A 26,275-nucleotide genomic window follows, 5' to 3' on the forward strand; every position below is an offset into this window, starting at 1 on the left:
TAAAAATCAATCAAACCCGCTGAAGTAGAAGTGTCATAATTCCCGTCAATTGCACAGCGTGCGATGGCGCATAAAATAGCGCAACTGAACGTGGGAGGCAGGAATTCAAAATCAGATTTAATGAGCGGGTCGCGATCTGGCTACTTTACCTGGAAAAGATACGCTCCCTGCAGGGAATGGAAGGTATTCAAGCCGGGTGATCCATCAGAGCGCCACACGGTGCCGTCTGAGATAATGCCCTTTTATGAACCGGGAAGGTTAAACCAGGTTCTCAAATATCCAGCCGCTTCGCCTTCCAGTAGGCAGACTTCCAATAGGTCTCGCTCAAACGGGAAATAGTAACGCCCTGCTTTGTCGAGGCATGCAGAAACCTGCCTTCCTCCAGATAGACGCCCACGTGCCGGACCACTATACCGGTCTTGAAAAATACCAGATCACCTGCCCTGAGCTGACTTTTGTCAACGTCCTGCCCCAGCTCAGACTGAAATTCCGTCGATCTCGGCAGCACGATACCCAGTCTTGTCTTGAAGGTGACATGAACGAGGCCGGAGCAATCGATGCCATTTTTACTCAAACCACCAAGCTGGTATTTTGTATTTTTCCATTGACTGTACTGCGCATAAAGGCTTTCCTTCACCAGCGCAGTATTATCCAGATCAGACTTTGCACCGGTTACGTAGACAGCCTTGGGCGCTTCCCTTTCCGGAACGCTACTGCAACCGGCGAGAGCGGTGATGATGAGGACGCTCGCCAGCCACCGCAATCTATTCATCGCAAGCAGCGATTTCTTATAGAGAATAAAGTGATTCTGCGGCATAACGATTCTTCCAGTAATATCTCCCGATTGACCACCCCGCCATGAAGTATTATGACGTCAGGATAGTCAGGCGGCCCGCTCAATCACAATAACTCAGGACCGGCCCGGAGAAATATCCAGGCACCTGGCGAATTCTATAGGATTATGCGTAAACTCAGCAATAGACAGTTTCGTTTGCCACCGCGCCATTACGATGAATGACGTCGTCCCGGAGCAATACGCGCTGCCCCACAGACCACATGAACAAAATAGTGCAGCAGAAACAGCGCCCCGATACCGCGTGCGTGCCGGTACGGGGCGCCACGAATAGAATCAGTTATTAACCACGATAATCGATGACTCCTGTGTCATTCTTTTAGCACCCCCGTATGCTGGGCTCCCCGATGCCGGGCTCCAGCAGGCTGCGCATCTTTTTCATGAGTCATTTCCGGAGGACAATCGCGGCCGGGCATTGTTTTCGAGCTACCAGTCTTATCAACTTTTTTCATCTTGGACGGCTCATTTCCAATAGCCTCTGGATTGGGTTCCCCCGCCCATGCGGCTGAAGAAGAGAAACCCACGGTAATCAGCAAGAAAAACAATAATGAGTGTACGGTTTTCATATGAACCTCCTTCGTGCGAAAAACGGGTTTTACGCACAACCAGCGTGATCCATGGCTGGACAGCGATTCATGATGCTTGCAGCGCCCAGCTACAGGAAAACAATCCACCGGCTGCCGTTTTTTTATAGCATAATAACCATTATTTGTAAATGGTTATACGAGGGACGGATTGTCTCAATGAAAGGAACAGCAGGCTGAATTACGGAGAGGACCGGCAGGGGAACGATGACGCTGTTGCCTTATCGGGGAATCGCGCGAAAGACTGCTGGATTTCCTTGCTGAAGCCCCTGCTATTCGCTATTTGCGATCCTTTTGCCGCATGTTGAGCGGAGACTCCGTCGGGATGAACTCACGACATCTTGTAATCAACCGTCAGCATTTCCAGAAGATGCCCGCCGGGATCGCGGAAATAAACGCCACGCCCGCCATCGTTGTGATTGATGCTCATATTTTCCGGTTCGAAGGGACCACTGCCATAGGGAATATTCTCCGCTTTCAGGTGCTCGAATATTCCATCGAACTCTTCCTCGGGTACTTTAAACGCATAGTGATGAGGTTCATAATTCGCCTTATTATCAAAATCCAGAGAAAGCGTATCATTTACTTTCACCACAACAAAATGATGAAACTCACCTATGTAATCGAAACCGAATACCCGCGAATAGAACCTGGCGGACTCCACCTTGTCGTGTGAAGGCACAATAGTGTGATTTAGCGTAATAGCCATATTTTCTTCTCCATTGACGAGAAAGCTGCCTTACCCGCAATCATAGGGAACCTGCTTCGACATTTCAACGCTCGATGGCAAATTTGCTTTTCAGATCATGATCTCTGGCACATAATAGGAACGTCAACCATAGCCATTCGCTCTGGGTTGATTCTTCTGTCTTATGACTATTTAAACGCAACTCGAGAGTCAGAAGATTACTCCGTAAAATCAAGTAATTAAGAACGATATAGTTTTTTTCAGGCTTTATAACAATAAGAGGGGGATTTCAAAATGGCTGGGAAATTCGAGATTTATAAAGATAAAGCGGGTGAGTTCAGATTCAGATTAAAAGCAAGCAATGGCCAGTCTATTCTTGCAAGCGAGGGTTATAAGGCTAAATCCGGCTGTACCAACGGCATAGCGTCTGTCAGGAAAAATGCCCCTGACGATGCGCGCTATGAGCGTAAAACAACCGAAAGCGGTAAATTCAGGTTCAATCTTAAATCAGGCAATCATCAGATCATCGGCACGAGCGAGTCTTATGAATCAGAATCCGCTCGGGATAACGGCATAGAGTCGGTTAAGAAAAATGCCCCTGATGCTTTGATAAACGACACTACAGACTAACCTGGATAGGGCTTCCATCAGGAAGCCCTTTTTGTTTGCTTTCCGTATTAAGGCTGGCCAAGGGCGGGACGGCATAACTTATTCTGACGAAGTCCGCCGATTTGAATGTTTCATGATTTGAAGGCATCAAAAAACCCGCTTGAAGCGGGTTTAATTTAAACGGGAATGAATTGAATTCCGGTTTCAGGTGATGCCGCGGCGAGCGCGAGATTTCTGGGTTTTGCGCTGCGGCGCTCCGATAAGACCGGCCAGCGCAACGCCAATAAGCACGAGGGTTCCCAGTTCAGAGACTCCTTTTACCTCCATAAGATGCACAGGGCCTTGATCCTGGTTTTTCTTTTCCGCGACATCCGTATCCAGCGCGACTGATGCCCCAGTGAAATCCTGAAAGGATGCGTGATTTGACACCAAGGCATGGTTAGGTCCTGTTCCGCCTTCTTGCACCGTATCCATCACCAACGACGTCAAACCTATCAGCGCAATGATTACGATTGTAGTACGCATACTATTCTCCTTAGGTAAAAGGCTGCATATTTATCTCAGCCCAGCTAAAACAAACCTCTGACAGAGATACCTGCCGTCAGGCTCAAGCGTACAATGCCTGATTACATCCTACTCGTTTCGACACCATTTTCTATCGGACTTCAGTACAATTACCCCAATTACCCTACATTTAATGTGACTATAATCTAGCGGAAGAGTTCCCGATGCCAAATAACCGCCGACCCACGCTAATGCTGAGGGATCCGGATTCAAGGTTAGAAATAATGACTTCGAGTGGCGGATTTTCAAACCACCGCCACGAGACCGGGTTTACGCTATGCCTCCTGAAAGTCGTAAATCGATCCCAGCGAAAGGATAGTGGTGAGCTCATCCAGCGCGGTGCGGCTCTCTCGCAACAATAACGGATCCGCCAGATCCGGCGGCAAGATGCATTCACGATAGTTTTTCTCGATCCACGCCTTGAGCTCATCGTGAAGAGGCTGATCCAGAATAACGCGGCTCATTCTGGCGACAGCCTCGAATTCCCCCTTGGCAAGTACAACACGCAGCCGCAGACAAGCCGGGCCACCGCCATTTTTCATGCTTTGGCGCAAATTTACATACTCTATACGCGTAATGGGGTTAGTTGTGTCCTGGACGATACGCTCGAGAAAAGTTCGCGCCGAATCGCAGTCCTCGCATTCAACAGGCGCCAGCACTATCATTTCCCCGCCGGGAAGGCTTATCAGCTGGCTATTAAACAGGTAGGTGTTGATTGCGTCAGCGATAGGAATCTCGGATTCAGCGGCTCTTATGAATTGGATCGGGTAATCACATGCTGCTGCTATTTTTTCTTCGATTTCCCACCAATCATCAAATGCCGCCTCGTGATAGAGCAGAACGTTGCAGTTACTTACAGCAAGCACGTCATTGTGAAACGCACCGGCGTCGATAGCGGCCGGACTCTGCTGAATAAACAGTTTTTTCCCGGCCTTGATCTTATGGAGGCGAGCAATTGCCTCGCATGCTTCCAGCGATTGGCGGGCAGGAAATTTCAACGGTTTGGGTGCGGCCTGATCGGCGGACCGGCCAAACACGAAAATCTCAAGACCGGTGTCAGCATGATCCGAACATAGGCGCATATGATTCGCCGCGCCTTCATCGGCAAAATAAAGACCCGCCGGGAGCGGGTCATGATGCTGGAAATAGCGCTCTTCGCTGAAAATCTTCCTGAGAATCGCCGACGTGGCGGGTGGCTCAATACTTCTATGGAATTGAGAGGGCAGATTGGCTGGGGTGAGATGCACTTTTGCATCATCTGTATCTGCGCCCGGCGAAACCGTGGCGGCATTCGCGACCCACATGCTTGACGCGGAATAACAGGCGCGCAGCAATATGGGCGCAGCCGCGGCAGCTTGGCTGATAACGGATAAATCATCGCCGGCAAAACCCAACTTCCTGAGCATATCAGCAGCCGGTCGGTTTTGGGGGGGCAGCACGCCTTGCCTGATACCCAGATCGAAAAGACGTTTCATTTTCGCCAGACCCTGGAGCGCTGCTTCCCTGGGGTTGGAGCTGGTCAGCGCATTCTCCGCCGCCGCGACATTTCCCACCGCCAGTCCGCCGTAATTATGCGTGGGACCCACCAGGCCATCAAAATTAACTTCAAATGCGTTCACGTGGGCACCAGGCGTCTTAAAATGCTTGATCGATCATGCGCATACCCGCTATTCGGGAATGAGTCTGGCAACGTTATCGTATAACCAGGCCACCAGCGCATGGGCATTGGCCCCGTAATGGATCTCGCGATGACAATTGGGACAAAGCGCCACGGCATTGGATATGATGTCCTGGCCCCCATCGGCCAGTTGCCGCATGTAATGCAATTCAAGATGGGGCAGCCCATCCACATTCTTGAAAGGCGCGGCCTTCTCGCAGCACTCGCAAACCCCTCCCGCCTGCTGCAATACCCATGCTTTCACGGGCGCATTTCGTCGAAATTGCGTCACCGTCACGCGCCGGGATTTCGGGCTGGTGCTGCCATGTGGAGTAGCAGGATTTTTTTGCTTCATCTCGTCCCTTACCGCGATCTTGAATGCAGCAACAGGCATCGCCTTTTGTCGCTGGGCTTCCCACAGAAATTTTTCGATCCTTGCCGCAACGGCAGCATCAATATTTCGTGCGGGTTTGAGACCCGTCACCCAGCTGCGTCCCATGAGCGCCAGCACATACGAAATGTTTTGCATCCGGTATTCATATGCCTTTTCACTGCGGCCGAACGTCTGCGCGAGCCGTTTATAGTAATGTTTCTTTATAAAAGGCTGACCTAAACGCTCGTCGCGTTGCATCTCGACGTAGGCTTCCACGGAAGCTTTCAGTTCTTCGTCGTTCCACTCATCATTCATCCTGATATCCGTTAACATAATTAAGCCATTCGTTCGGAATGGGTTGCCCTATATTTTTCAAAAAAAGTCACGGTTAAGATTTTCTGTCCCGGTCAGCCTTGTTGCTGCGCGAAATGGAAAGCAACAGCCATATCCCCCCGATTGTCGCGCACAGAAAACCGAGCAGCCCGAAAAGAGGCAGCCCCAGCAAGGTGGGACCGCCGGACACGGTCATTACAATGGACGAAGCCACTATGATCGCCGCGACAACGATACCGATGACCATGCGGTTGGCAGCGCCATCCAGTTGGTCACCCACATGTTTGAGATGTGCGACCTCAATGTGAATATCCAGTTTGCCACGCCGGGCGGCGCGCAGCAACCGTATAAGATCACGAGGCAGGTCAGCGATAAGGGCTGCTATATCAGAGGCCGCGCGCCAGCCTCGTTTGACCACGGACAAGGGCGCGTAACGGGCAGCCAGCTCATCCCGCAGCAATGGCAGAACCTCCCCGGCCAGATCCAGGTCCGGATCGAGCTCGCGCCCCATGCCCTCCAGCGTAATGAAAGCCTTGACGAACAATGCCAAATCGGGTGGCAGGGAAAGTCGATGCCCGCGCAAGATAGTCACCAGATCGGAAAGCATATTGCCTAACTTTAGCTGCTTCAACGGCACGCCGAAATATTGATCGACAAATGTCTCGATCTCGCTGGTCAACGCATCCTCATTGATGTCGCTATCCATCGCACTACTGCCTGTCCAATCGAGCAGTACATTGGCGACATGCATGGATTCATGCTGAACCAATCCCAGCAGGAGGCGGGCCAATTGGTCGCGGCGTTCTTCGCTCAACCGCCCGACCATGCCGAAATCGATAAAAGCGATGCGATTACCAGGCAGATAAAATATGTTGCCGGGATGCGGGTCGGCGTGGAACAAACCGTCCTCGACAATCATCTTTATCACCGCATGCACACCACGGCGTGCAAGGACCTTGCGATCAAGACCGGCATGATCGGCAGCGGCGAGATTGCGGCCGGGAATGCCGCCGATATATTCCTGCACGCATACCCGCTCGCCTGTCCATTGCCAATAGACACGAGGAATGACGATGAGCGGGGGCATGGAGCCGGGCTCGGCCGTTGCCGCGGCGTTATCGCTGTGGGCAGTCGGATCACGCAGGGAATCGGGGCCGGAATATCCAGAGAAATTCGCCGCAATGCGCTCGGCATTACGGCACTCAGCGCCAAAATCCAGCTCCCGCCGAAGGGATTGTGTAAACTGCCTGACGACCTCCTCCCAGTGGAAATGGCGCAGTTCCGAATTTCCCGTTTCGATGATTTCCGCCAGCCTTGAGAGCCAGCGCAGATCCGCCTCGATGATTGACCGGATTCCGGGCCGGCGTACTTTTACCACCACCTCGCCGCCATCGTCCAGGCGGGCGCGGTGCACCTGCGCGATGGACCCCGTTGCCAGTGGCTGGGAATCAAATGCAGCGAATATTTCCTCGGGCGGCGCGCCGAGATCCTCGATTAATTGCTTATGAACCTCGGGATAGGGAGAAGCAGGCGTGCTGTCCTGCAGCTTGCTGAATTCAGCAATCCACTCGGGCTCGAAGAGATCGACACGGGTAGCCAGAATTTGGCCGAGCTTGACGAAAGTAGGTCCCATCTCCTCCAGTGCTCGCCGCACCCTCGCGTGAGGCGCTAGGTGAGCCAATTCTCCAGCCTCATGCCAGTGCAATACCCGCCCAGCCCGCTCCAGCGCATTGGCAAGTCCCATCCGGCGCACCATATCGCCAAAACCATAACGAATCAGGATTGATGCGATCTCATGCAAGCGTCCAAGATCGCGGGCCGCCACAAGTGCCTGCCAAAGCATCAGGCATCCTCCGTAGAACCGTGAACCGACCGGCTGGAAAGGCTCATGGAAAAACTCATCTAATATGATAATTGGAAATCATATGATAGCTGTTGTGAGCCTTATATCCTATTGCAAAACCCATAAAAAAACTCAGACTCTGAACAACCGTAAGATCCCTGAATAAACGGCCATTTTTTCATGAGCAGCCGCCAAAGTGGGTAACCGCACAGAACCAGACAAGTTTATTCACTAGTATAGTGCGGCTCAAGAATGATGAGCTCATTCGCGAAGAATGAAGTCGTTACTTTACTCTTTTTTCGTTTTTTCCAATCGGAGGTAATCGTGAAGCTTTATTCGACGTTAAATATAACGGCGCAACTTGTCGCACTGATTGCTTTAATCTTCGGTTTAAGCGGAGGTGTGCATGCCCAGGCCAGCATGTCTGGCGGGGACGTCCCGGCCTCGCAATCAAAGTCAGCCAAAGTCCCAAAACAACCTTGCGCGGGACCTAGTGCAATAACCTGTCCTGGCGGCATGAAGTGTATTGATGATCCATCCGACAAGTGCGACCCCACCAAGGATGGCATCAATTGCATGGGCATCTGTGTGGCTGGCGCACCCGCAAGTAAGGTAAAACAGCCCTGTGGCGGACCTAGTGGAATTGTGTGCCCTGGTGGAATGATCTGCGTGGATGATACCACGGACACCTGCGACCCCACTAAAGACGGGGTCAATTGCATTGGTCTCTGTATAAACCGCCAATAACAGGTATTAATTGTTTGTACCGCTCACCGTCAAAATTTCTTTTCTGGCCAACTGAGGGTGAGCGGTTACAGTCCCGCATGGCTGATGGGCTTTCTCGGCGGACTGCCAAGAAAATTGATAGACCTGTGGCGTGGCGCCGCAATGTCCTAATGGCGGTCTACGATACGCGGCAATAGCAAGATCAGGTTACCAAAGCTCCCGAACCAGCCAGAAGAATCAGAATAAAGACGCCCCAATAAATCATGTTGTCCATGGCATCACCTTCCTGTTCAGTTAGATAATCTTCGCTCATGATCCTCGCAAATTGTTACACCAGTTCGTTAGGGTGCCAGTGCGAGCTCGAATGGATTCCGATTGCTAAAGAGTGTACGTCAACATGAATCTGGAAAACTTTGGCCTGTCCCCCGCAATATTCAAATCAGAAAACCTGTACCCAAAACATGGATATAGACTTTTCTCATTGATATTCATCTATATGCGAGACCAGGACGGCCATGTCGAGCGTGTGGATTACGCTTTCGCAAACTATCCAGACGGGCCGGTACAATTTTTACGTGTATGAGGAACAGCTATCCGGTTTTCCTGAATCCAAAGTTTACTGGGCATCCTGTACAGGACCGTGTCTCGGAATAGCTCTTCGTTCCCCTTGTGCCGATTCAACTTTGGACGATACAAACCAATGTCAACTCGATGGGCTAGAAACAAAAAACCCGCCAAATAGCGGGTTCTGAAATAAGCATTCGGAAAGCGATGTAAAAGCCATGTTTGTGGCCCATGGCGGATAATCCGCCAAATGAAGATTTCGTAGCGCCCCCAAGGGGATTCGTTCAAATCCCCGCCATTTCCAAGTGTGTAAATTTCCAGATTACACACATTGCGGAACGTGCTAACGTAGCGTAAATGCTCATATTTCTGACTTGACGTACTCGGCATCCTCAGGCCTGATTGCCATGCCGTTGCACGAAACGATGCAAGCTTCAGTGTGCCAGATGCGGAATGCTGGCCTGCAGCGGATAAAACAGGCAGCCATCAAGCGGCACCAAGTATAAAACGCCGAAACACCACAATATGCTGCTTGTGTTCGGTCCCGTGCGGACAACCGTCACATGCGTCTATTTGCGCTATTTCACTTTCTCCAACGCTGGCAATATTCATACCAGCGCCCAGCGGGACTAAATAGTTAGATATTGAAGGTGGTTTGCTTATTAAAATCCTCCCAAATGACTTCAGGGCTGACTAGTTTCTTGGTGGGAATTATAAATGTTGCCGCATCAAAAATGCCGAGTCCTGTACGAAAAACTGCATTCCAGAGCCCCTTGGTAAGCCCGAATGTCATACCGTAAACGGGACCCTTACTTTGACTGTCTACCATTATGGTCTTGGGGATTTCCAGAAAACCAGTAGTTGCGTTAGCGACGCCATTTGTCAGTTTCTGGCCTGCTTTCTCCGTATAGTCTTCAGCCATGGCTGCCTGCGGTGATAAAAAAAATAGCGCGAATAGTACCAGCAGGGATTTGAACGTTGTTTTCATTAGTAGCTCCATAAAAGGAATTAAATAAAAATTTGCACGCGTTTTCACATTATTATTGGAGATGCTGGCTACCGCAAACTTAATAATATCCTGTTTTATTTGACGGTAGAAAAGTATCTTAGCTCAATATGATCAGGATCGTCAGCGTTCTGTGGGAAAGTTGAGTCTAATATCGCTCTCACGAAGCGGCAAATGCTATCTGGGCCCGATTGTTTGAACAACGACCTGAGTATTTTAGTGGAATCTCTGCTGATTTTCACGCGGCCAATTCAACCGTCGGCAGCATCACGGCATAAGTTAATCAAGTGTTTTCCTGGCAAAGCTCGAATATGGCCTGGACCGGTTGTACCAGTTCCTGTATTGCATGACTGACTTTCAGGCTTCGGTGACAAAAATCATAGATTGCAAATATACCTGCTTGTTTTTTCACCGATTTCCACAGACAATCGATGAACACGCTGTATTTCCAGGCTCCGCGCCCATCCATGCTGAGGCTGCGGCCGCCCGACTCTTGACGGCTTGTACGAACTCATGCGCAGGGAACTGACTGCCTTGGTCAGCATTTACAATCTCGGGACCATCAAAAGGTAGCAGATTTTCACTTCTAGGTTTATTCAAATTCCTTGGGGCCGCTTCTCTCAGGTACTTGCGCACGTCGCCAGAGATCTCCAATCGCCGATATTCATCAAATCATGACTGAAAGTACGAGAAATCGGGAGAATTAACAGATAACGATGTCGAAGGACAGGAAATCCCAAGCGAAATAAAAGAACTTGATATGAAGATAAGCAAATTATCCGATCAGCTTTCCGAAACAACGGCAACCGAGTCGCTTATTAAAAAATAGAAGAATTTGCAGATCGCCGGGATTCGCTGAATGATCAGCTATGGACGCTTGAAGGAGTGCGGCGGCAATCAAAGGCAATGCAGGAAATAAAGGAATGAACGCAAAGGCAATGCTGTCAGCAATGGTCAATAATTTACCGAACCTTGACCACAATGATGCACTCAAAGACCTGATGCGCGGTCTTGTTGAACGTATTACGCTCAATCATCCTGATCTAGCTTATTGTATTCATTACAAAATCAAGCTACGAACAGGTGATTTGGTGGCGTCCCCAGGGGGATTCGAACCCCCGTACTCACCGTGAAAGGGTGATGTCCTAGGCCTCTAGACGATGGGGACTAAAGGACTTTTTGAATCGATTGCGACAACTGCATCATTGCCGGAATCTGGTGGAGGTAAGCGGGATCGAACCGCTGACCTCTTGCATGCCATGCAAGCGCTCTCCCAGCTGAGCTATACCCCCAATACCTGCCAATACCCGACAAAACGAAGGCGAATTATACTGAGCCACCCTGCCCCAGTCAATGTAAAGCGGGTGCAGGAAAAACGGGTCGACAATGAATTGCCTCAGGCAGGGAAGCAGCCGAGCCGCTCGTGCATGCGCTTAAGGGTTTCTTCCCTGCCGAGCAATTCCAGCACTGCGTTTATGGAGGGTGTCTGCGCTTCTCCCGTCACCATCACCCGCAGCGGCATGGCCACTTTGGGCATCTTCATGCCATGCGCCGTGGCGGCAGCCTTGATTGTATCCTGGATGGCATGGCTATCCCATTCGATAATGGCAAGCCGCTCCATCAGATCAACCAGCGCCGGTTTTGCCTCAACGGTGAAATGCTGCGTTTTGAGTTCCTCGGCAGGCTCCAGAAAACGGTAAAAATATACGGCTGCATCAGCCAGCTCCGCCACGGTGCTGACACGTTCCTTGAGAAGGTTCGTCACCTTCGGCAGGTCGGGACCCACGTCAACATTGCAGCCATCCGTTTCAAGAAAGGGCATGACGAGTTTCGCCAGGCGCGCATCATCGGCGGTTTTGAGATACTGCTGGTTGAGCCATTGCAGCTTCTCCGGGTTAAACTTCGCCGGCGAGCAATTGATCGACGCCAGATCAAACCATTCGACCAGCTGCTCGCGGCTGAATATTTCCTCGTCGCCATGCGACCAGCCGAGACGCGCGAGATAATTCACCAGTGCTTCAGGCAAATAGCCATCGTCCCGGTACTGCACCACCGACACCGCGCCGTGTCGCTTGGAAAGCCGCTCGCCGTCCGATCCCAGTATCATCGGCACATGCGCGTATTGCGGCAGCGGTGCCCCCAATGCCTTAAGAATGTTGATCTGGCGCGGCGTGTTATTGACGTGATCATCGCCGCGAATCACATGGGTGATGTTCATATCCAGATCATCGATCATCACGCCAAAGTTATAAGTCGGCACCCCGTCAGCGCGCAGCAGCACCAGATCGTCCAGCTCGCTGTTGGCGACAGTAATTTCCCCCTTGACCAGATCACGGAATGTAACCGCGCCATCCAGCGGATTTTTCAAGCGCACCACTGGCTTCACCCCGTCGGGCGGCGCTTGCTTCGAATCGCGCCAGCGCCCATCGTACCGGGGCTTCAGTCCCGCCGCGCGCTGCTGCTCGCGCATTGCATCCAACTCTTCCTTGCTGGCGTAGCAATGATACGCGTTCCCCGACCGTAGCAACTGTTCCGCCACCTCTTGGTAGCGCGACAGCCGCTGCATCTGATAAAACGGCCCCTCATCGTAATCCAGCCCCAGCCAGGCCATCCCGTCGAGTATCGCCTGCGTGGATTGCGCCGTGGAGCGCTCAAGATCGGTATCCTCGATCCGCAAAATAAATTTGCCGCCATGTCGGCGGGCATAAGCCCAGGAAAACAGCGCAGTACGCGCGCCGCCGATATGAAGATAGCCGGTGGGGCTGGGGGCGAAACGGGTGCGGATCATGGGATGCCGATTCCTGGCGATTGAAAAAGAGCGCTATTTTACGCGAAATACCGAGGCAATCGTGACTTACCTGGGATATCACCGGGCCGGCTCCTGGCAGGAGCATTGTCTTTCCCGCGAAAGCGGAATCCATGTTTTATCCAAACCATGGCCTGACCCGCTCGATCGCACGCTTCCGCGCGTTGACCAGAAGCGAGGATTCATGCTCTAATTGCGCCTCCCCGAGCGGTTATCCATGAATTAATAGGATCAAACTCAGCGGGCGGTTAACTCAGCGGTAGAGTGCCACCTTCACACGGTGGAAGCCACTGGTTCGATCCCAGTACCGCCCACCAAAATATAATCCAGAAAAATCCGAACAAAAGCATAGAAACTACAGTCTTTCTGGATCTTTCCTGCACACCAGTTGCATGCTCCAGGACTGACCTTGCGGGAAGCATAAAACATAAGAGGCTGCGAGATGACCGCTACGTCCACAGTCGGATCACCAGAAGCAATTGACTGTTCACACCAAATTGCTTACACCCTCAGTCTTAAAAACATACGCCCTAGGTGTTCCCACTTGAGCATAGCCTGAATTCTTTGAAGAACTGCGTTGGAATTTAAAACAATGCTAGAACTGAGGCACTCGCCTGACGATCCCCATTTTCATCAACCACAGAATGTGCCTGTTGGCTTGATCTTGAGAAACGTGGAATTTCGCACTTAAGCTGGCAGCCATCATGCCTAGCGAACTGGATGTGCGACTGAGTTGCATCAAGGCTGCGTGCAGTAATGGTATTAACAGTACCCCGAGTGCGCTGTGGTATGCAGGCAGTTGCGCTTCGCCATGGCAAACCTGGACGCCTAATTCACTCAGCGCAATCTTGGTATGCTGATCCAGATTTTCTGTTGGGTAGTGAGAAAATACCTGGGAAATCAACATCAGGTTGTAGTCTTTCTTTGGTTTGGCTTGCCAGGCCGTGTTGTTGGCGATGTCCGCAAGCTCGTCCCATAAGGCTTCATGTTGTCTGACCACGACTTGCCAGTCGTAATTGGCGACTGCCTGCGCCCGCGAAGCTGCGCCCAGGCATCGGCGTAAATCGGTAGAATCAATCAGTGACTGCAGACGAAATTGCAGCGCGTCCGGGTCGACCACCACGCGTTGCCCGCTCAAGAGATGATCATACATATCGTAAGCATCGTAGATGCCAGCGGAGCGGCTGATATCCTCGTCGCAGGAGGCACTCCAGGTTGGCACGCGAAAACCCGTGACGTCATGCACCACCGTATCGCGATAGCCGTTCCAGTCGGAGACCACTTGCGGCACACCACAGGACATGGCTTCTATTGGCGTAATCCCAAAGGTCTCCTGGATGCTATCTATCGGCGAAACAAAAATATCGGCAGCAGCGTGATACAACTGGCGTGTATGCGCAGGAATGGGGCACAGCAAGACCCGCTCCGCCACCCCCAGTTCTGTCGCATACGCCTTCAGCGTCTGGCTGACAAATTTGTGGCCTGAGCCACCAATGACAAGGTAGAGCGGCTGCCTGTCAATACCACGCTGCAAACGGGAAAACACTTGTACCAAGGGCAGCAGATCGGCTTTATCCAGCGGCGACAAGCGTCCAACCCACAGAATAATCACGGCATCCACTGGTAAATTGAGTTGTTCGCGCAAGGCCGTTTTTGGTCTGGGTTTAAATATCTTGCTATCCACCCCCAAGGGAATAGTTGCCAGGCGCGGCACGAATCTCAGCTTGAGTCCATGCGAACGCGACAAGTCTTCAGCAACACTGGTAATCAGATTGGAAAAAACCTGCTTTGCGGACGCGGTCGGGCAGATCATCGCATCGCAAGTTTCGCCACCCTGCAATAGCATCCTGAGTATCCAATTGTGATTCAGACCGGCATAACTAAATACATGTGGTGTCGCGGTAATCGGGTATAGGCGCGTGGAATAACGCTGGCGCAGATCATTGGCACTTTGCAGATTTCCATCCAGATCATGCCAGACAGAAAATGGGTGCGCAGCAAAATGATCGCGCAGTGCACGCATTTCACTCAAAATCGGATGCACATCCGGCGCGGCCAGCTGTTCAAAGCGCCGCAGGCTACCGGTGCGTCTTTGCAAGACCGGGCTGTTTTGAAAAAAGTGTAAATCTCCGGGTCTGGAATACCGCAATAGCGCATCACAAAAACCTTCGACTGCTATATCGCGTCCAAACACACCATCGGCATCTGGTTCCGGATCGCTGATATCCAAGTATAAACCTACCCGCGCCATGCCATTCATGCTCGTGCCCCGATGCTGCGCAAGCTCATTTCCAGGCTGGCGGCGCTGTAAAACGGCAGTGCCTCGTCGTCCGTGCCATTCTCACACCAGTCAAGGAAGCGATTTCTAAGCTGGCGCGGATCGACCAGATCCAGTTCCGCCAATAGCGGTTGATCAAACAGTTCGCACAATTGCTGCCCCGCGCTGTGCCGCAAGCCGGATGACAAGGAACTCTGAAAGCTATCGACGGTGCGACTTTCCACCACTTCCGACGGGCAATCAAGTTGGCGCAACATGGCTCTTTCTATCGTGCGACCCACCCGCCATGACCATGGCAGCGCGCCACAAAAGCGATTCAGTTCAGGCGTGCACAAGGGATGGATGGGCCAGATGCCGTGGCGCAGATAAATCGCCGAGCCAAAAGCGGCTGACTCCAGCGAAGATGCGTCGATCATGGCCCGTGGTGCAGCATCGGACAGCGTCGATCGCATAGCCCGCATGGCGCGTCGCGTCAGAAAATCCGGCGCGCTAGGCGTGGCAGAGGCAGGTTCCAGCACCGCCAATTCGGGCGGTGCCGGGTCTTCAAAGGCATAAAGCGGGCATAGCTCATCACCACCAAACCCGGTAAACATGGCTTGCACACCTTGCCTGGCGGCCGTGGCCAGCATTGCGTTGACGCCTTCATCATAGATTTCCCCCCAGGGAACCATCGTCGCTGCATGCCAACGCGGAGAATCTGCGGCCAATGGCAGATGCGCGTTCAGGTCAACGCTGGCGTCATGAAAGCCGAAGCGCTCGATCAGTGACTGGCGGCGCTGCTGCTGCCCTGGTGCGTCCAGATGAATGCCAAAGGTCGATAAACCTGGCTGGTACTGGCGGCAAAGAATGGACACCAGGCTTGAATCCAGCCCACCGCTAAGTTCCGACCCATATTGTATATCGGCATGTATCCAGCGTTTCACCGCCCCCTCCAATATCTTGAGCGCCGCCTCGGCAGGTCTGGCATCTGCACACAAGGTTCTCACACCGGCCACGGATGCTGGATTGGGGTAGCTGATTCTGAGCCCGGTGTTGCCATTCCACAGCGCACAACTGAGCGCAGTGAGCATCTGCAATTCAAAAAATAAGGTACGGCGCGAATAAGGCATATCGAAGGAATGCAAGAAACGCGATGCTCGCCCCAGATCAAGGCAGTCTAGATAGGGATAAAATTCCAGCGGATCCCAGTGTCCACGCAGGGTATGCGCTGACTCCATCAGATAGATCGGTGCGGTGCCCCATGCACCTTGTCGTAACGACATCGCGCCTGCCTGATGATCGATGACCAGAATGGTGGTTTGTAAAGGCCATGCACGCGCGGCAAGCACCGCCCTGTAAAAATTCGCAGCATCAAGGACTTGGTTGGCCGGTGCTTCTGCACCGCGCTCACGAACGATCATTGCACTAGCCTGGGGACAGCGCAAAGTGTAAGACTCCAGCATGGGATGTTGCAGAGAACGGATCCAGCTTTGCCCGCAACGCATTTCAGTTGCAGACATGCGCCATGGTCGTTTCAGGGAAGACGCCTTGATTTCCAAACTCAGCATACCGACCTCATGAAGGATTTTTTTCTGGCGAGCTTCAATCGCCGCCAGATGAAAATTTGAGCGTGCTGGTGGAATGATGCGGGCCAAGTGCATTGCCATTTGCATTTGTATTCTTGCCTGCCGCAGCATCCACGGCTAAAACCATCGTGCCCGCCTGGGAGCAGTCTGTCACCAGGCGGGTCTAAACGATATGACTACACTACAAGTACAGGGCACTCATTTCTTTTTCTTCGCTTGCCGGTCGCGTGCACCGCCGATTTTTGCCAGATAGTCTTGCCCGACAAGTTCCATCAGTTCATGAATCAAGGCAGTCAGCAAGGAAGGTCCGCCATCATCCTCATTAACCAGACTGCGCTTTTTACGACGTTGGCGATCGCGCGCACCACTGATCTTCGCCAGCAATTCGGCTTCCGCAACATCGCTCAGACGCATTTTCTTGCGACGCTGGCGATCACGCGCACCGGATATTTTTGCATTCGGCTCCAGCGCTTCATCTTCCTCGTCGCCCTCTTCAAACTGATCTGAACCATCAGCGATGTAGAGATTCTCTTCATCAGCCAGACTGCGTTTTTTACGACGCTGGCGATCGCGCGCACCGCTGATCTTCGCCAGCAATTCAGCTTCCGCAACATCACTCAGGCGCATCTTCTTGCGACGCTGGCGATCGCGCGCACCGGATATTTTTGCATTCGGCTCCAGCGCTTCATCTTCCTCATCGCCCTCTTCAAACTGATCTGAACCATCAGCGATGTCGAAATCGTCTTCATCAGCCAGACTGCGTTTTTTACGTCGTTGGCGATCGCGCGCACCGCTGATCTTCGCCAGCAATTCGGCTTCCTCAACATCGCTCAGACGCATTTTCTTGCGACGCTGGCGATCACGCGCACCGGATATTTTTGCACTTGGCTCCGGCGCTTCATCTTCCTCATCACGCTCTTCAAACTGATCTGAACCATCAGCAATGTCAAGATTCTCTTCATCAGCCAGACTGCGTTTTTTACGGCGCTGGCGATCGCGCGCACCACTGATCTTCGCCAGCAAATCGGTTTCATCACCCGCACTTGGGAGCGCCTTTTTCCTGCGTTGACGATCACGCGCACCTGCTGATTTGGCATCTCCGGTGGATAGTTGCAGATCGTCTTCCTGATCTTCATCCTCTTCCTCAGCCTCTACTGGATAGCACTGCGAGCATTTCGGCGCGGTCGGCGAAGTCATGGCGGTTTCATAGGTATTGATGCGGCAGCGATTGCTTGGGTAAGGCTGGCCTGCAAGATCTTCCGGCGCTGGGGTAATATCCAGCGTGGCATCCGATTTCTTTGCCAATTTCAGATAGGAATACAACAATTCCAACTGATCGATGGCTTTCGGCAGGCGTTCAAAATATTCTTCGCCAAACCAGATCGTGCGCAAGGCAACCGATGCGGCAAACCAATCAGCCTGCCCTTCGCAAGTCACACCGCCATCCAGTTTTGGTTTGCCCAGCAGATGCCCAACTTCGTGCGCCAATACCATGGACACGCCTTCTATGACAAAGCCTTTGATGCGCGCCAACCCGCCCGACAGGTACACATTCTGTTGACCAGTCACGGTATCAACCCAGGAATACGAATTCACCGTATCGTCATACCAGTTGAAGTTGAACTTGATGTCAGGGTAATGCGGCTCAAATACAAACTCGATCAGATATTCACACATATCGAGCAGATATTGATTCGAGGTCGGTTCTTTTGGCGCCCACCAGCCTAGTATTGCTGCCTGAATTTCTGGCAAAAAGGCACTTGCATGCACAGGAATGGCGACCTCAAAGGCAGCGGCTGGAATAAATATACCATGCTCCATTTCTATCGCCGCATCCAGCTCGTTATGCTCGCTGACATTGCGCTCCAGCCAATCGCTGGAGCCAACCACCGGCCGGTCTTCATCCCCTTTGCTCTCTGCCTCAATGGCATCGGTTGGATAGTTTTCATACACAGAGACGGCATAGTCACCCGTTACCACACCTTCGGTAATGACAAGATGACCATCCAGATTGGCATTGGGTTTTTCCACGCTGGTGGCAAATTCCCAAAATTGCCCTATGTAAGAACCCCACCTTATCGTTTCTATCGTGATCGGGTTACCTTGTTCATCGATCAGCCTGTCCTTGAGCTGCAGCGCGCCGGCACCAACCAGTTTTTTGTCGGCCAATAGAAAAGGATGATCCATGGTTACCACTCGCTCCACCATCGTGCCGTCACGCTTACGGTATTTGAGATAGATTGTATTTTTGGTTTCACCCCGATTGGTGCCGACCAGAGTTTCTACTTTCTTGGAAATAAACTTCAAATCCTTGCCAGCGGCCTTGACCTCTGTTTTGCGCTCGATTATGTCTTCCACCTTCAGTTCAGTGCCATTCGCCAGCGTCACCAATGTGCCGTTACCAAGGCAACTGCAAACGCAATAACAGGTTTTGCCGTTTACCTGGTACATGATCCATTTTCCAGCTTCTTTGCCCAGATCGTGACAAGTCACATCGATATTCTTTTTCTCGGGAATACAAAAGCCATCACCGCAATATCCCACTGCCATGTTATTTCTCCTCTGTTTGAATACTTTAATAAATATGCTACTGTCCTACTTCCTACTTACATCCCGGATTTATGTGCGTCGATGTCAAGAAGTTCACCCCAGCGGGAATATCCAGGACGATCTGTATCCTCACTGGGGCATGTTTCATGAGGAAAACGTCCTTTCGCGCGGACATTGCATCCGCACAATCTGCAGATCTTTTTTTCTGCTGAAATCAGGCTGGCAGCCGCGTACGCCAGGTTTTGCGGCGGGTCCGCCAGTTGCGGACAAGACATGCAGGCTTGCCAGCGGCGATCACGGGTTTCGCTATCCACTTGCCTGGCCCCGTCACGCATCCACCGCACCAGCGAGCCACCCGCTTTTGCCATCAGTTCGCGGCTGCTGTGGGTCGGTGCGCTTGGCAAAAGGTGAGCAGGTATGGCTGGCGGGTGATCGAGCAAATGCATTACCGCATTCGCATGATTACGCATGGCACCAAGTTTTGTTGCATAACCACGATGATTCATGACGGCCATCAGCGCCGCGTCGCTGATGGGGGCATCAACATTGAGCCAGTCGCGCAAGCGCTCCCGGATTTGCTCACGTGATCCGCTGCTTAAATCAATTTCCATAGTCTGATCTGTCATGGTCTTCACCTTTCTGATAATGGATTTCGTTAAGATTGACGCCCTGATGTCAATGCGGCAGCTCGCTTCTTGCTGCACACTTCAGCGAAGCCACCGCACTCACAATTTCTGATACTTCCGGCTGATAAAGTTTATGAAGGAATACGATAGTAAGAACGCATATAGCGCATGATGTCCTCTTTGTATTCGGCTTTTTTCTTCAACAAATCGGCGCCCCATACCGGGTTTTTACTGAGCCGCGCCAATAATTCATCCGCTTCAATACTCACTCTCGCCATGGGGTTTTGTGCATTCAGGTCAGTCGGCAATTCGGCAATCATGACCGCATTCGACAGCACGCTGTCTTCGTCCGGCAGCTGCACATTGGCGGCAATGGTCTGCCCTTTGTCCTGGACGCTGGGTGGAGTACGGTTGACATAGGTGACGCGATAAAGTACCCGCCACACCTCGTTCGGATTGTGCAAGGCAGAGCGCAATGCCAGTGCATCGGGATCGTATTTGCCAGCGTATTCGCCCTGTCCGTACAACCAGTTCTGATCAATCACTTCACTGAATTTCTCGAAATTTTGTTTGGACGGCGAGCGGTAAAAACTCATGAATCGATAGCCTTGAACCTTGCCCGGCGAGGGTTTGTTGGTGTAGCGATAATCTTCATCCGGATCTTCTTCTATCAGTCCGATATACCGCTGGTCTCCAGGCAAATCAATTTCCAGCGTGAACATTGCCGAGTCGTGATCGGTTTTCATGGATTGCGTGGTGATGCTGGTGCCAAACATTGCATCCAGACTGAAGGTGGGACCGACGCTCAGCGTCGCTTCGGTATAGAAACCGGCCTTGGTCGAGATGGAGAAAGTGCCGCCACTCGATTCTTCTCTTAATGCCATGAACTGTTGCTGCTCGGCATACAAACCGCCAAGTGCGGTCCAGACATAGGTATTCACCATACTTCTGCGTGCCATTTGCGCGCGCCATTCCTTGACCGACAAGGCAGCCTTTTGCCTGAGGCCGATCAACGCATTCACCAGGCTCTGGCTACTATCGGCAATGTCGGTACCCCGTGGCGAAAGTATGTTGGCTCTTTGCCCCAGCGCCTCGGCATCGAAATTTTCAAAGCGTGATTCTCTTTGCTTTTGTTCCCGCTCGATGGATGCTTTCATCGCATAGGCTTCCAGTGGTTTGAAATAACTGGCCTGGTCGCCCACTTGCAAATTCGGGTAGCTCTTGTCTGGCTGGAAGCCTATCCAGCCATCCAGCGTGCCATTTTTCACATACTGGTCATTCAGCTTGAACATGATGATATTCATGTCTTCCGGTATGTCAGGATTCGGGCGCGAGGTGTAACCCACCAGAGTGCCTGTCCCTTCTATGCGCATGGCAAACAGATCGGCGGTGCCGGAGCGCACCAGCGCATAGCCGACATTATTGGGATAATGGATATCGCCGACACCGGCATCGATCTGATACACATTCGGCTTCCACTCGCCGCGTGATTCCAGAAACTTGCGTGCCGTCACCGTTAGCTCTTCACTTGCCAGCCCTTCACCCAGAATGCCGACACTGCTGTCAGTCTGCAGTGCCAGTCCGGCATTGAAACCATAGGCCAAAATTTGCTGTTGCACACCGATCCCCGCACTGGTTTCTCCTTCAACCGCAAAACCGTAACGCACATTCATATCCATTACCGTGCTGCGGTCACGCGAAGCGGTATACGAGTAGGTCTTGATATCGGTTTCATCGATCAGCACGCTGGAGGCACCCACATAAGACAACGGATCGCCCGGGAACAGTTTCATGTTTTCAGCCGGGAGTGGCGGCGCCCCTTCGATATAACCAATCAATGTTGGCTCGACCTGGGCCTGGCCTATGTATTGCAGAATCAGATTGCCTATCCTGAAATCGGCAAACAGCACCATGCTGGCATCAAGCTGGTCAACGATAGCCAGCGTCTGCAACAGGCTGGCATATAGATTGCCACGCGCATCAACCTGGGTTTGGCCATAGCGACCCACCGTGGGCGCGAAGGCCGTTTTCAGGTTTTCTGGTTTGGCGATATCGCCCGGTGTGCTTTGCAATGCCGGTTCTTCCAGACCGGCTGGCGCAGTCGAGATCAACCAGACCGCATCATCATTGGCGATGCCGGTATTGCCCCAGCCTGAATAATCTGTGATGTATTGGCCGGAGCCATTATTAATTGCCCAAAATGCCGCCATGCCGGGCTCTTTCCCGCTCAACAGGGTGAACATGGCGCCGCGAATTTGTGCACCGGTTCTTTGCGTGCTCCAGATACGGGTCTGGCTGATCTGGCCGGTGAAGAAGCGCGAAATCGAGCCGCGCAAGGAAAATGCCCCCAGGTTGGCTTGTTCGCTGCCATAGTCGCCGGATGGCAAGGCACCGGGCATGCTGTTGATGGGATCCCCATTGATGAAAAAACTCCAGCCCGATTTAAAGGCGGTTTGTATCCACATCGCATCCATGATTTCGTCCGTCAGATCGACGCGCCCGTCTCGTATCAAGGCATTATTGTTGCTCTTGTCATCAAACACCGTGCCGCCTTTGCCGGTACGAAAGGGCCAGTTGGCTAGCAAGCCCTTAGCATTCGGCTCCAGTGGTTCAGTCCTGAAATAATCGATTTGCCAGTTCATCCGGCCAACTTTCCAGAGGCGTGATTCCGACACCGCACCTTGCAGGTATTTGGTAAAGACACTCGAACCCATGGTCAGGCTGGAATTGGAAATGGCGATCGGGTCCACCACTCTTTCGAAGGCTTCCATGCTACCGTTGATAAATAGCTTGTGCGCGAATGCTCCCTTGTCGATGCGAATGAAATTCCCGGTCACCAGGCTGCCATTGGCCGTGCCAGCCAGATCCATGACGGTGTTGCCAAACAGATCGTTGAATTTCCAATAGCCAGCCAGGCCACGCTCATTGGATGCCAGAGGCTGCAAAATCTTTTGCCTGACTTCATTCAGGCTCAGGCCGCGATCCCACAGGCTGACTTCATTCATGGTGCCGATAAAGCTGAGCTGGGCAGCAATACCGCCGACCGAATAGGCGGCTTCTGCCTCTCCCTGTGCCGCTTTGGCAGCTTGCAGGCCAAGCAATGACACACCCGTCGATGTCAGGGTTCGGCGGCTACCGACGCGTTCAGCAACTCCGGTCATAGGTAGTATCGGCACGCCATCAATAATCAAGGCAATGCCACGCACGGGGTCATAGGTGCCGGCGATGTGCACCCAATCGTCACGGCGCAAAGTGGCGCTGTCCTTGATGCTGTAGGTGCCATCGTCAACATACACGGTAAATTGCGGCACGCCCTTGTACAAACTCAGGGTAAACACCAGGCTGGCGGCGGCGTCGGTGGAGGAGAACATCACCTCTTCGGTATTCGAACTGTTTTGCGTGCGTTTGAGCCACATCATCACGCTGACGCCGGTCTTGGGTGGAGTTCCGACTTGCGGAATCTTCACATAAGATTTTTGATCAAAGGCAATCGCCACTTGACGTTCGAAGGCGACATCATAGACACCGGCGACATGGGTCCAACTGCCTATGCTGAGTGCCGATCTGGAGGTGACGGCACGCTCATAGGTGCCGGTTTCTGTCGATTGATTGACGCGAAACACCAGCTTGCCTTTGCTGTCTATGGCAAGCGACCAGCTGCTGTCGGTGCCAGTGCCAGTCTTGGCGATGACGACTTGCTCTGCGCCCAGCGCATCGAGCCTGACCCAGGCTTCTACGGTGACGGCTTCGGCGGTGTTTAAACTTTCGTCGGAACCGGCATTCAGGTAACGGCTACCCCCCAGCTGCAGACCGAAGGATGTTCGATACGAAGCGGCAAGATGGCTCCAGCCCTGATCGAGCGGCACTTTCTCACTTGCGACATTGATCACCTCGCCTTTGCCAGCGAATGGACGACCATCATTCAGCCCTAAAATATAGCGTACCGTCTGTTCCTTGGTTTTTCCATTTTTGTTGAACACAAATACGGTGTGCACATTATCCATCTCATTGCTAAGAGGATTCAGCCATGCCTCTATCGTCATATCGCGGTCTAACAGCAAACTTCCCTGATAATCCACCATCTCATTGGGGCTGATGATCTCTATGTATTGCCCCAGGTCTTGCATATCCAGACCCAATAAAGGCGCGTACGGCAACCAGCGCCCGCCCGCGCCTATCCTGCCGCGTGCCGGTGGGGCCGTATCACTGGTCTCCTGCACTAAGGCCGCCATGCCATTGGCTGGTTCGGCATCAATGAACACCACGAAGATTGATGAGCCCGTGCCAGCGGCAGGTGCCGGACCGCTCTGACCGTACCCGGGCGTAATCGTCACCTTGGTGTAGTCATACATCAATTGATCTTCATCGATTTCTGCAGGGTCATTGCTTAACTGCGCGGCCTGTCCGTTGATGACCTGGACAAACTCATCGACGGCTTGCGGTACACCCGGCCAGACTTCGGTGTAGCCGGTGTAACTGCTCAACGTGACTTGGCACTTTTGCTTGGGTTTTTTGACGATCTTGATCCAGACCTGTTTGGTATTCTTATTGTTCATCGCGGTGCCAGCCATGCGCGCCACAAAGCTGAGTTGTCCTGATTCTGAATTCTCTGGCGTGCTCGCATCGGCAGCGATCCACGGCACCAGATAACTCGCACGCGTGACGACAGGGCAAAAATGCGCGGCGCAAGCTTGCTGACTGCCCTTTTCCGCGTAATAAAGGTGCAACAGCGAGTCCGCTCCTTCATCAATACTTGGCGTCGCATCGGTGGCGGCGTAAGCCAGCATGCCGCTTAAAAACGTCAGGCCACGCGGGTCTATCGCCAACGCCACACCGGTGTTGGTGCTTGGCACCCGGCTGGCGACCCAGCGTGCCCCAGCTAGCACGCCATCATTCGCTGCTCCGGCCTGGGATTGATTCGGCACCGTGGTGAAGCGGCGTGCATCGTTAGGCTCGTTCATTTGCCAAGCCCCAAGCAGATGCGGCCAGTCCGGATCTTGATCGGTGATGATGGTATTCATGCCCGCCCAGATTTGCTCCTGGCTGCGGACGCTGTTCCACAAACGTACCGCCGCCAAATCACCGGTAAAACCCTGTTCACCACCGAGACGATATCCGCTTGCCGGTGCTTCGGCATTCTCGCCCTCGACCCCATTATCTGTGGTGTATGCCTGGCCGTTGATATACAAGGTGCAGCTCGCATCCCACACCGCCGCCACATGCGTCCAGTCATGATTACTGATTGCATCTGTGCCAGCGACGGTATGCCCGTCCGGGCCAATAAAATACGGTATGCCGCCATCCAGCCCAAGAGTAAACAACACCGCCTCGCTCGCGGCACTGGCAGCGATGATGCAGGCACCCTCCGGGTTTTTCGACGGCAGCAGCCAAGTCTCAAATGTCATGGTCGGGCCTGTTGCGATGGACGGCAGATCAACCTGGGCGGCAATTTCAGGACAAAAATTCAATGCCCCCTGCAATACCGCCTTATCGGCAACCGTTAGTTTATTGCCGACCTGCGCCAGCATTCCATCCTTACCCAGGCCAAAATCCAGATAGGCAATCTGCCTGGCACTGCCAACAGCCAGCGCGACCATCACGCGCACTTCGCGTTTTTGTAAATTGATTTTTCCGTATTCGTCCAACTGCCATTCTTGCTGATCGTAGCGGCAGATCGCCGGGCCCGATTCCAGTGACAACGCGGCACCATTCGCATCGACCAGCTCAAAACTGGCATTCGGAATAATCGCGCCGCTGTCCGGGTCCAGGCTGTCTCCCAGATCAAAGCCGCCATTCTGGCTGCGTGCAATGGAATAGCTGTCCAGCTTCCCGGTTTGGGCATTCTGGCAAAGCATCTGCCACTTGCTGATACCCGCCAATTCCGTAGGCAGTAAAGTCACGCAAAACCGCCCCGGCACCACCCCGTCGGCAAAATCCAGTTCCGTCGTCGGCTCGACGAAGAACACCTCGTTCATATCCCTCGCGCCGAAGCTGTCGCGCCTATCCATGGGTAGATAAGCTTTGCGGCTGCGGCGATAGCGCACCTGCACCGCATTGGTCAGCTTGCCCGTCGTCTGATCGAGCACAAATTTGTCGCAATAAATCGTCTGATTGGTCGACGGCCGGAATACATAAATAAATTCCGCATCTGACATCACATCAAAACCGGCATCGCTCATCGGCGCTGCCTCACTCATTTTGACAACCAGCAGTCCCCTGCCCAGCGTACAAATTTCTTTTGGAAATTGCAGATTTCTTGGTTCACTCCAGGACGAGTCGGAATCGACGTTGTCATTCTCCATGACATGCACCGAATACACCATTTGCGGCGCCAGATCGGCCTCAACAACTATGGAAAAAGCAATGACGGTGCCGGAATGCGCGATGGTCCTTGAATATTTTATTGGCATATATCTATCCCAAGAAAACGGGTTGATGTTCATGAAGGCAACTCTATTCAGTCGCCACGGGTTCCTTCTTGTACCTGCGTGGATTCGACGAATGCAGGCGATCAGTTAAACCGTGCTGTGAATAATTGCTAAGGCTTCCAGCGAGACTGCGATAAAGATGGTGATGAGCACGCCTGAACCTATCCCCGAAAAAATGCAGTGTTTAAGGCGTGATCAAGATTAATGTTGCGTGGCAACTTG

The 26,275-nt window shown here is 52.6% G+C and carries 15 protein-coding genes and 3 tRNA genes; 2 read left to right on the forward strand and 16 right to left on the reverse strand.

All coding sequences use genetic code 11. The annotated features are described in order from the left end of the window. Positions 1-271 precede the first annotated feature (271 nt). From EBAPG3_RS10795 to EBAPG3_RS10805, 3 genes are all read right to left on the reverse strand, one after another. On the reverse strand, positions 272-817 hold the full coding sequence (locus EBAPG3_RS10795; protein WP_004181293.1) for an NlpC/P60 family protein: 546 nt from the start codon (positions 815-817) through the stop codon (positions 272-274). Between the two features lie 347 nt (positions 818-1,164). Beyond that, entirely contained in the window at positions 1,165-1,419 is a 255-nt protein-coding gene (locus EBAPG3_RS10800) for a hypothetical protein (protein WP_004181284.1), read from the reverse strand. A gap of 349 nt (positions 1,420-1,768) precedes the next feature. Further along, on the reverse strand, positions 1,769-2,146 hold the full coding sequence (locus EBAPG3_RS10805; RefSeq protein WP_004181282.1) for a VOC family protein: 378 nt from the start codon (positions 2,144-2,146) through the stop codon (positions 1,769-1,771). Positions 2,147-2,419: 273 nt separating this feature from the next. Between EBAPG3_RS10805 and EBAPG3_RS10810 the strand changes: the two genes are divergently transcribed. Further along, positions 2,420-2,755 carry a YegP family protein gene (locus tag EBAPG3_RS10810; protein ID WP_004181280.1) on the forward strand — a complete coding sequence of 112 codons (336 nt, stop codon included), beginning with the start codon at positions 2,420-2,422 and terminating at the stop codon, positions 2,753-2,755. A gap of 183 nt (positions 2,756-2,938) precedes the next feature. On the opposite strand, the gene EBAPG3_RS10815 is transcribed toward EBAPG3_RS10810, so the two are convergent. The 8 genes from EBAPG3_RS10815 to gltX all read right to left on the reverse strand — a co-directional run bounded on the left by EBAPG3_RS10815 (position 2,939) and on the right by gltX (position 12,588). Beyond that, the gene (locus tag EBAPG3_RS10815; RefSeq protein ID WP_004181278.1) at positions 2,939-3,259 is read right to left on the reverse strand and encodes a hypothetical protein; all 321 of its coding nucleotides are present in this window, start codon (positions 3,257-3,259) and stop codon (positions 2,939-2,941) included. Between the two features lie 314 nt (positions 3,260-3,573). After that, positions 3,574-4,917 (reverse strand): N-succinylarginine dihydrolase, encoded by a 1,344-nt coding sequence (astB, locus tag EBAPG3_RS10820; RefSeq protein WP_004181277.1) that lies wholly within the window; start codon positions 4,915-4,917, stop codon positions 3,574-3,576. Between the two features lie 48 nt (positions 4,918-4,965). Next, the gene (locus tag EBAPG3_RS10825; protein WP_004181276.1) at positions 4,966-5,643 is read right to left on the reverse strand and encodes an HNH endonuclease; all 678 of its coding nucleotides are present in this window, start codon (positions 5,641-5,643) and stop codon (positions 4,966-4,968) included. 73 nt (positions 5,644-5,716) lie between these two features. After that, positions 5,717-7,504, reverse strand: a complete 1,788-nt coding sequence (locus EBAPG3_RS10830) for an ABC1 kinase family protein (RefSeq protein WP_004181275.1) — start codon at positions 7,502-7,504, stop codon at positions 5,717-5,719. Positions 7,505-9,431: 1,927 nt separating this feature from the next. Then, positions 9,432-9,782: an exosortase system-associated protein, TIGR04073 family gene (locus tag EBAPG3_RS10845; RefSeq protein WP_004181272.1), complete on the reverse strand. Its 351-nt coding sequence runs from the start codon at positions 9,780-9,782 to the stop codon at positions 9,432-9,434. Between the two features lie 1,110 nt (positions 9,783-10,892). After that, a tRNA-Glu gene (locus EBAPG3_RS10860) sits at positions 10,893-10,968 on the reverse strand. 48 nt (positions 10,969-11,016) lie between these two features. Then, positions 11,017-11,092, reverse strand: a tRNA-Ala gene (locus EBAPG3_RS10865). Between the two features lie 104 nt (positions 11,093-11,196). Further along, positions 11,197-12,588: a glutamate--tRNA ligase gene (gltX, locus tag EBAPG3_RS10870; RefSeq protein ID WP_004181262.1), complete on the reverse strand. Its 1,392-nt coding sequence runs from the start codon at positions 12,586-12,588 to the stop codon at positions 11,197-11,199. Between the two features lie 260 nt (positions 12,589-12,848). On the opposite strand from gltX, the gene EBAPG3_RS10880 reads away from it, so the two are divergent. Beyond that, a tRNA-Val gene (locus EBAPG3_RS10880) sits at positions 12,849-12,923 on the forward strand. A 278-nt stretch (positions 12,924-13,201) separates the two neighbouring features. On the opposite strand, the gene EBAPG3_RS10885 is transcribed toward EBAPG3_RS10880, so the two are convergent. The 5 genes from EBAPG3_RS10885 to EBAPG3_RS10905 form a co-directional block, all read right to left on the reverse strand. Continuing rightward, positions 13,202-14,704, reverse strand: a complete 1,503-nt coding sequence (locus tag EBAPG3_RS10885; protein ID WP_161493796.1) for a glycosyltransferase family 4 protein — start codon at positions 14,702-14,704, stop codon at positions 13,202-13,204. Positions 14,705-14,862: 158 nt separating this feature from the next. Next, positions 14,863-16,530: an asparagine synthase gene (locus EBAPG3_RS10890; protein WP_161493797.1), complete on the reverse strand. Its 1,668-nt coding sequence runs from the start codon at positions 16,528-16,530 to the stop codon at positions 14,863-14,865. Positions 16,531-16,647: 117 nt separating this feature from the next. After that, the gene (locus EBAPG3_RS10895; RefSeq protein WP_004181257.1) at positions 16,648-18,999 is read right to left on the reverse strand and encodes a hypothetical protein; all 2,352 of its coding nucleotides are present in this window, start codon (positions 18,997-18,999) and stop codon (positions 16,648-16,650) included. Positions 19,000-19,055: 56 nt separating this feature from the next. After that, entirely contained in the window at positions 19,056-19,625 is a 570-nt protein-coding gene (locus EBAPG3_RS10900) for a hypothetical protein (RefSeq protein ID WP_004181255.1), read from the reverse strand. 131 nt (positions 19,626-19,756) lie between these two features. Continuing rightward, positions 19,757-26,035 carry a laminin G domain-containing protein gene (locus EBAPG3_RS10905; RefSeq protein WP_004181254.1) on the reverse strand — a complete coding sequence of 2,093 codons (6,279 nt, stop codon included), beginning with the start codon at positions 26,033-26,035 and terminating at the stop codon, positions 19,757-19,759. Positions 26,036-26,275 lie beyond the last annotated feature (240 nt).

Source organism: Nitrosospira lacus (assembly GCF_000355765.4).
GTDB classification, from domain to species: domain Bacteria; phylum Pseudomonadota; class Gammaproteobacteria; order Burkholderiales; family Nitrosomonadaceae; genus Nitrosospira; species Nitrosospira lacus.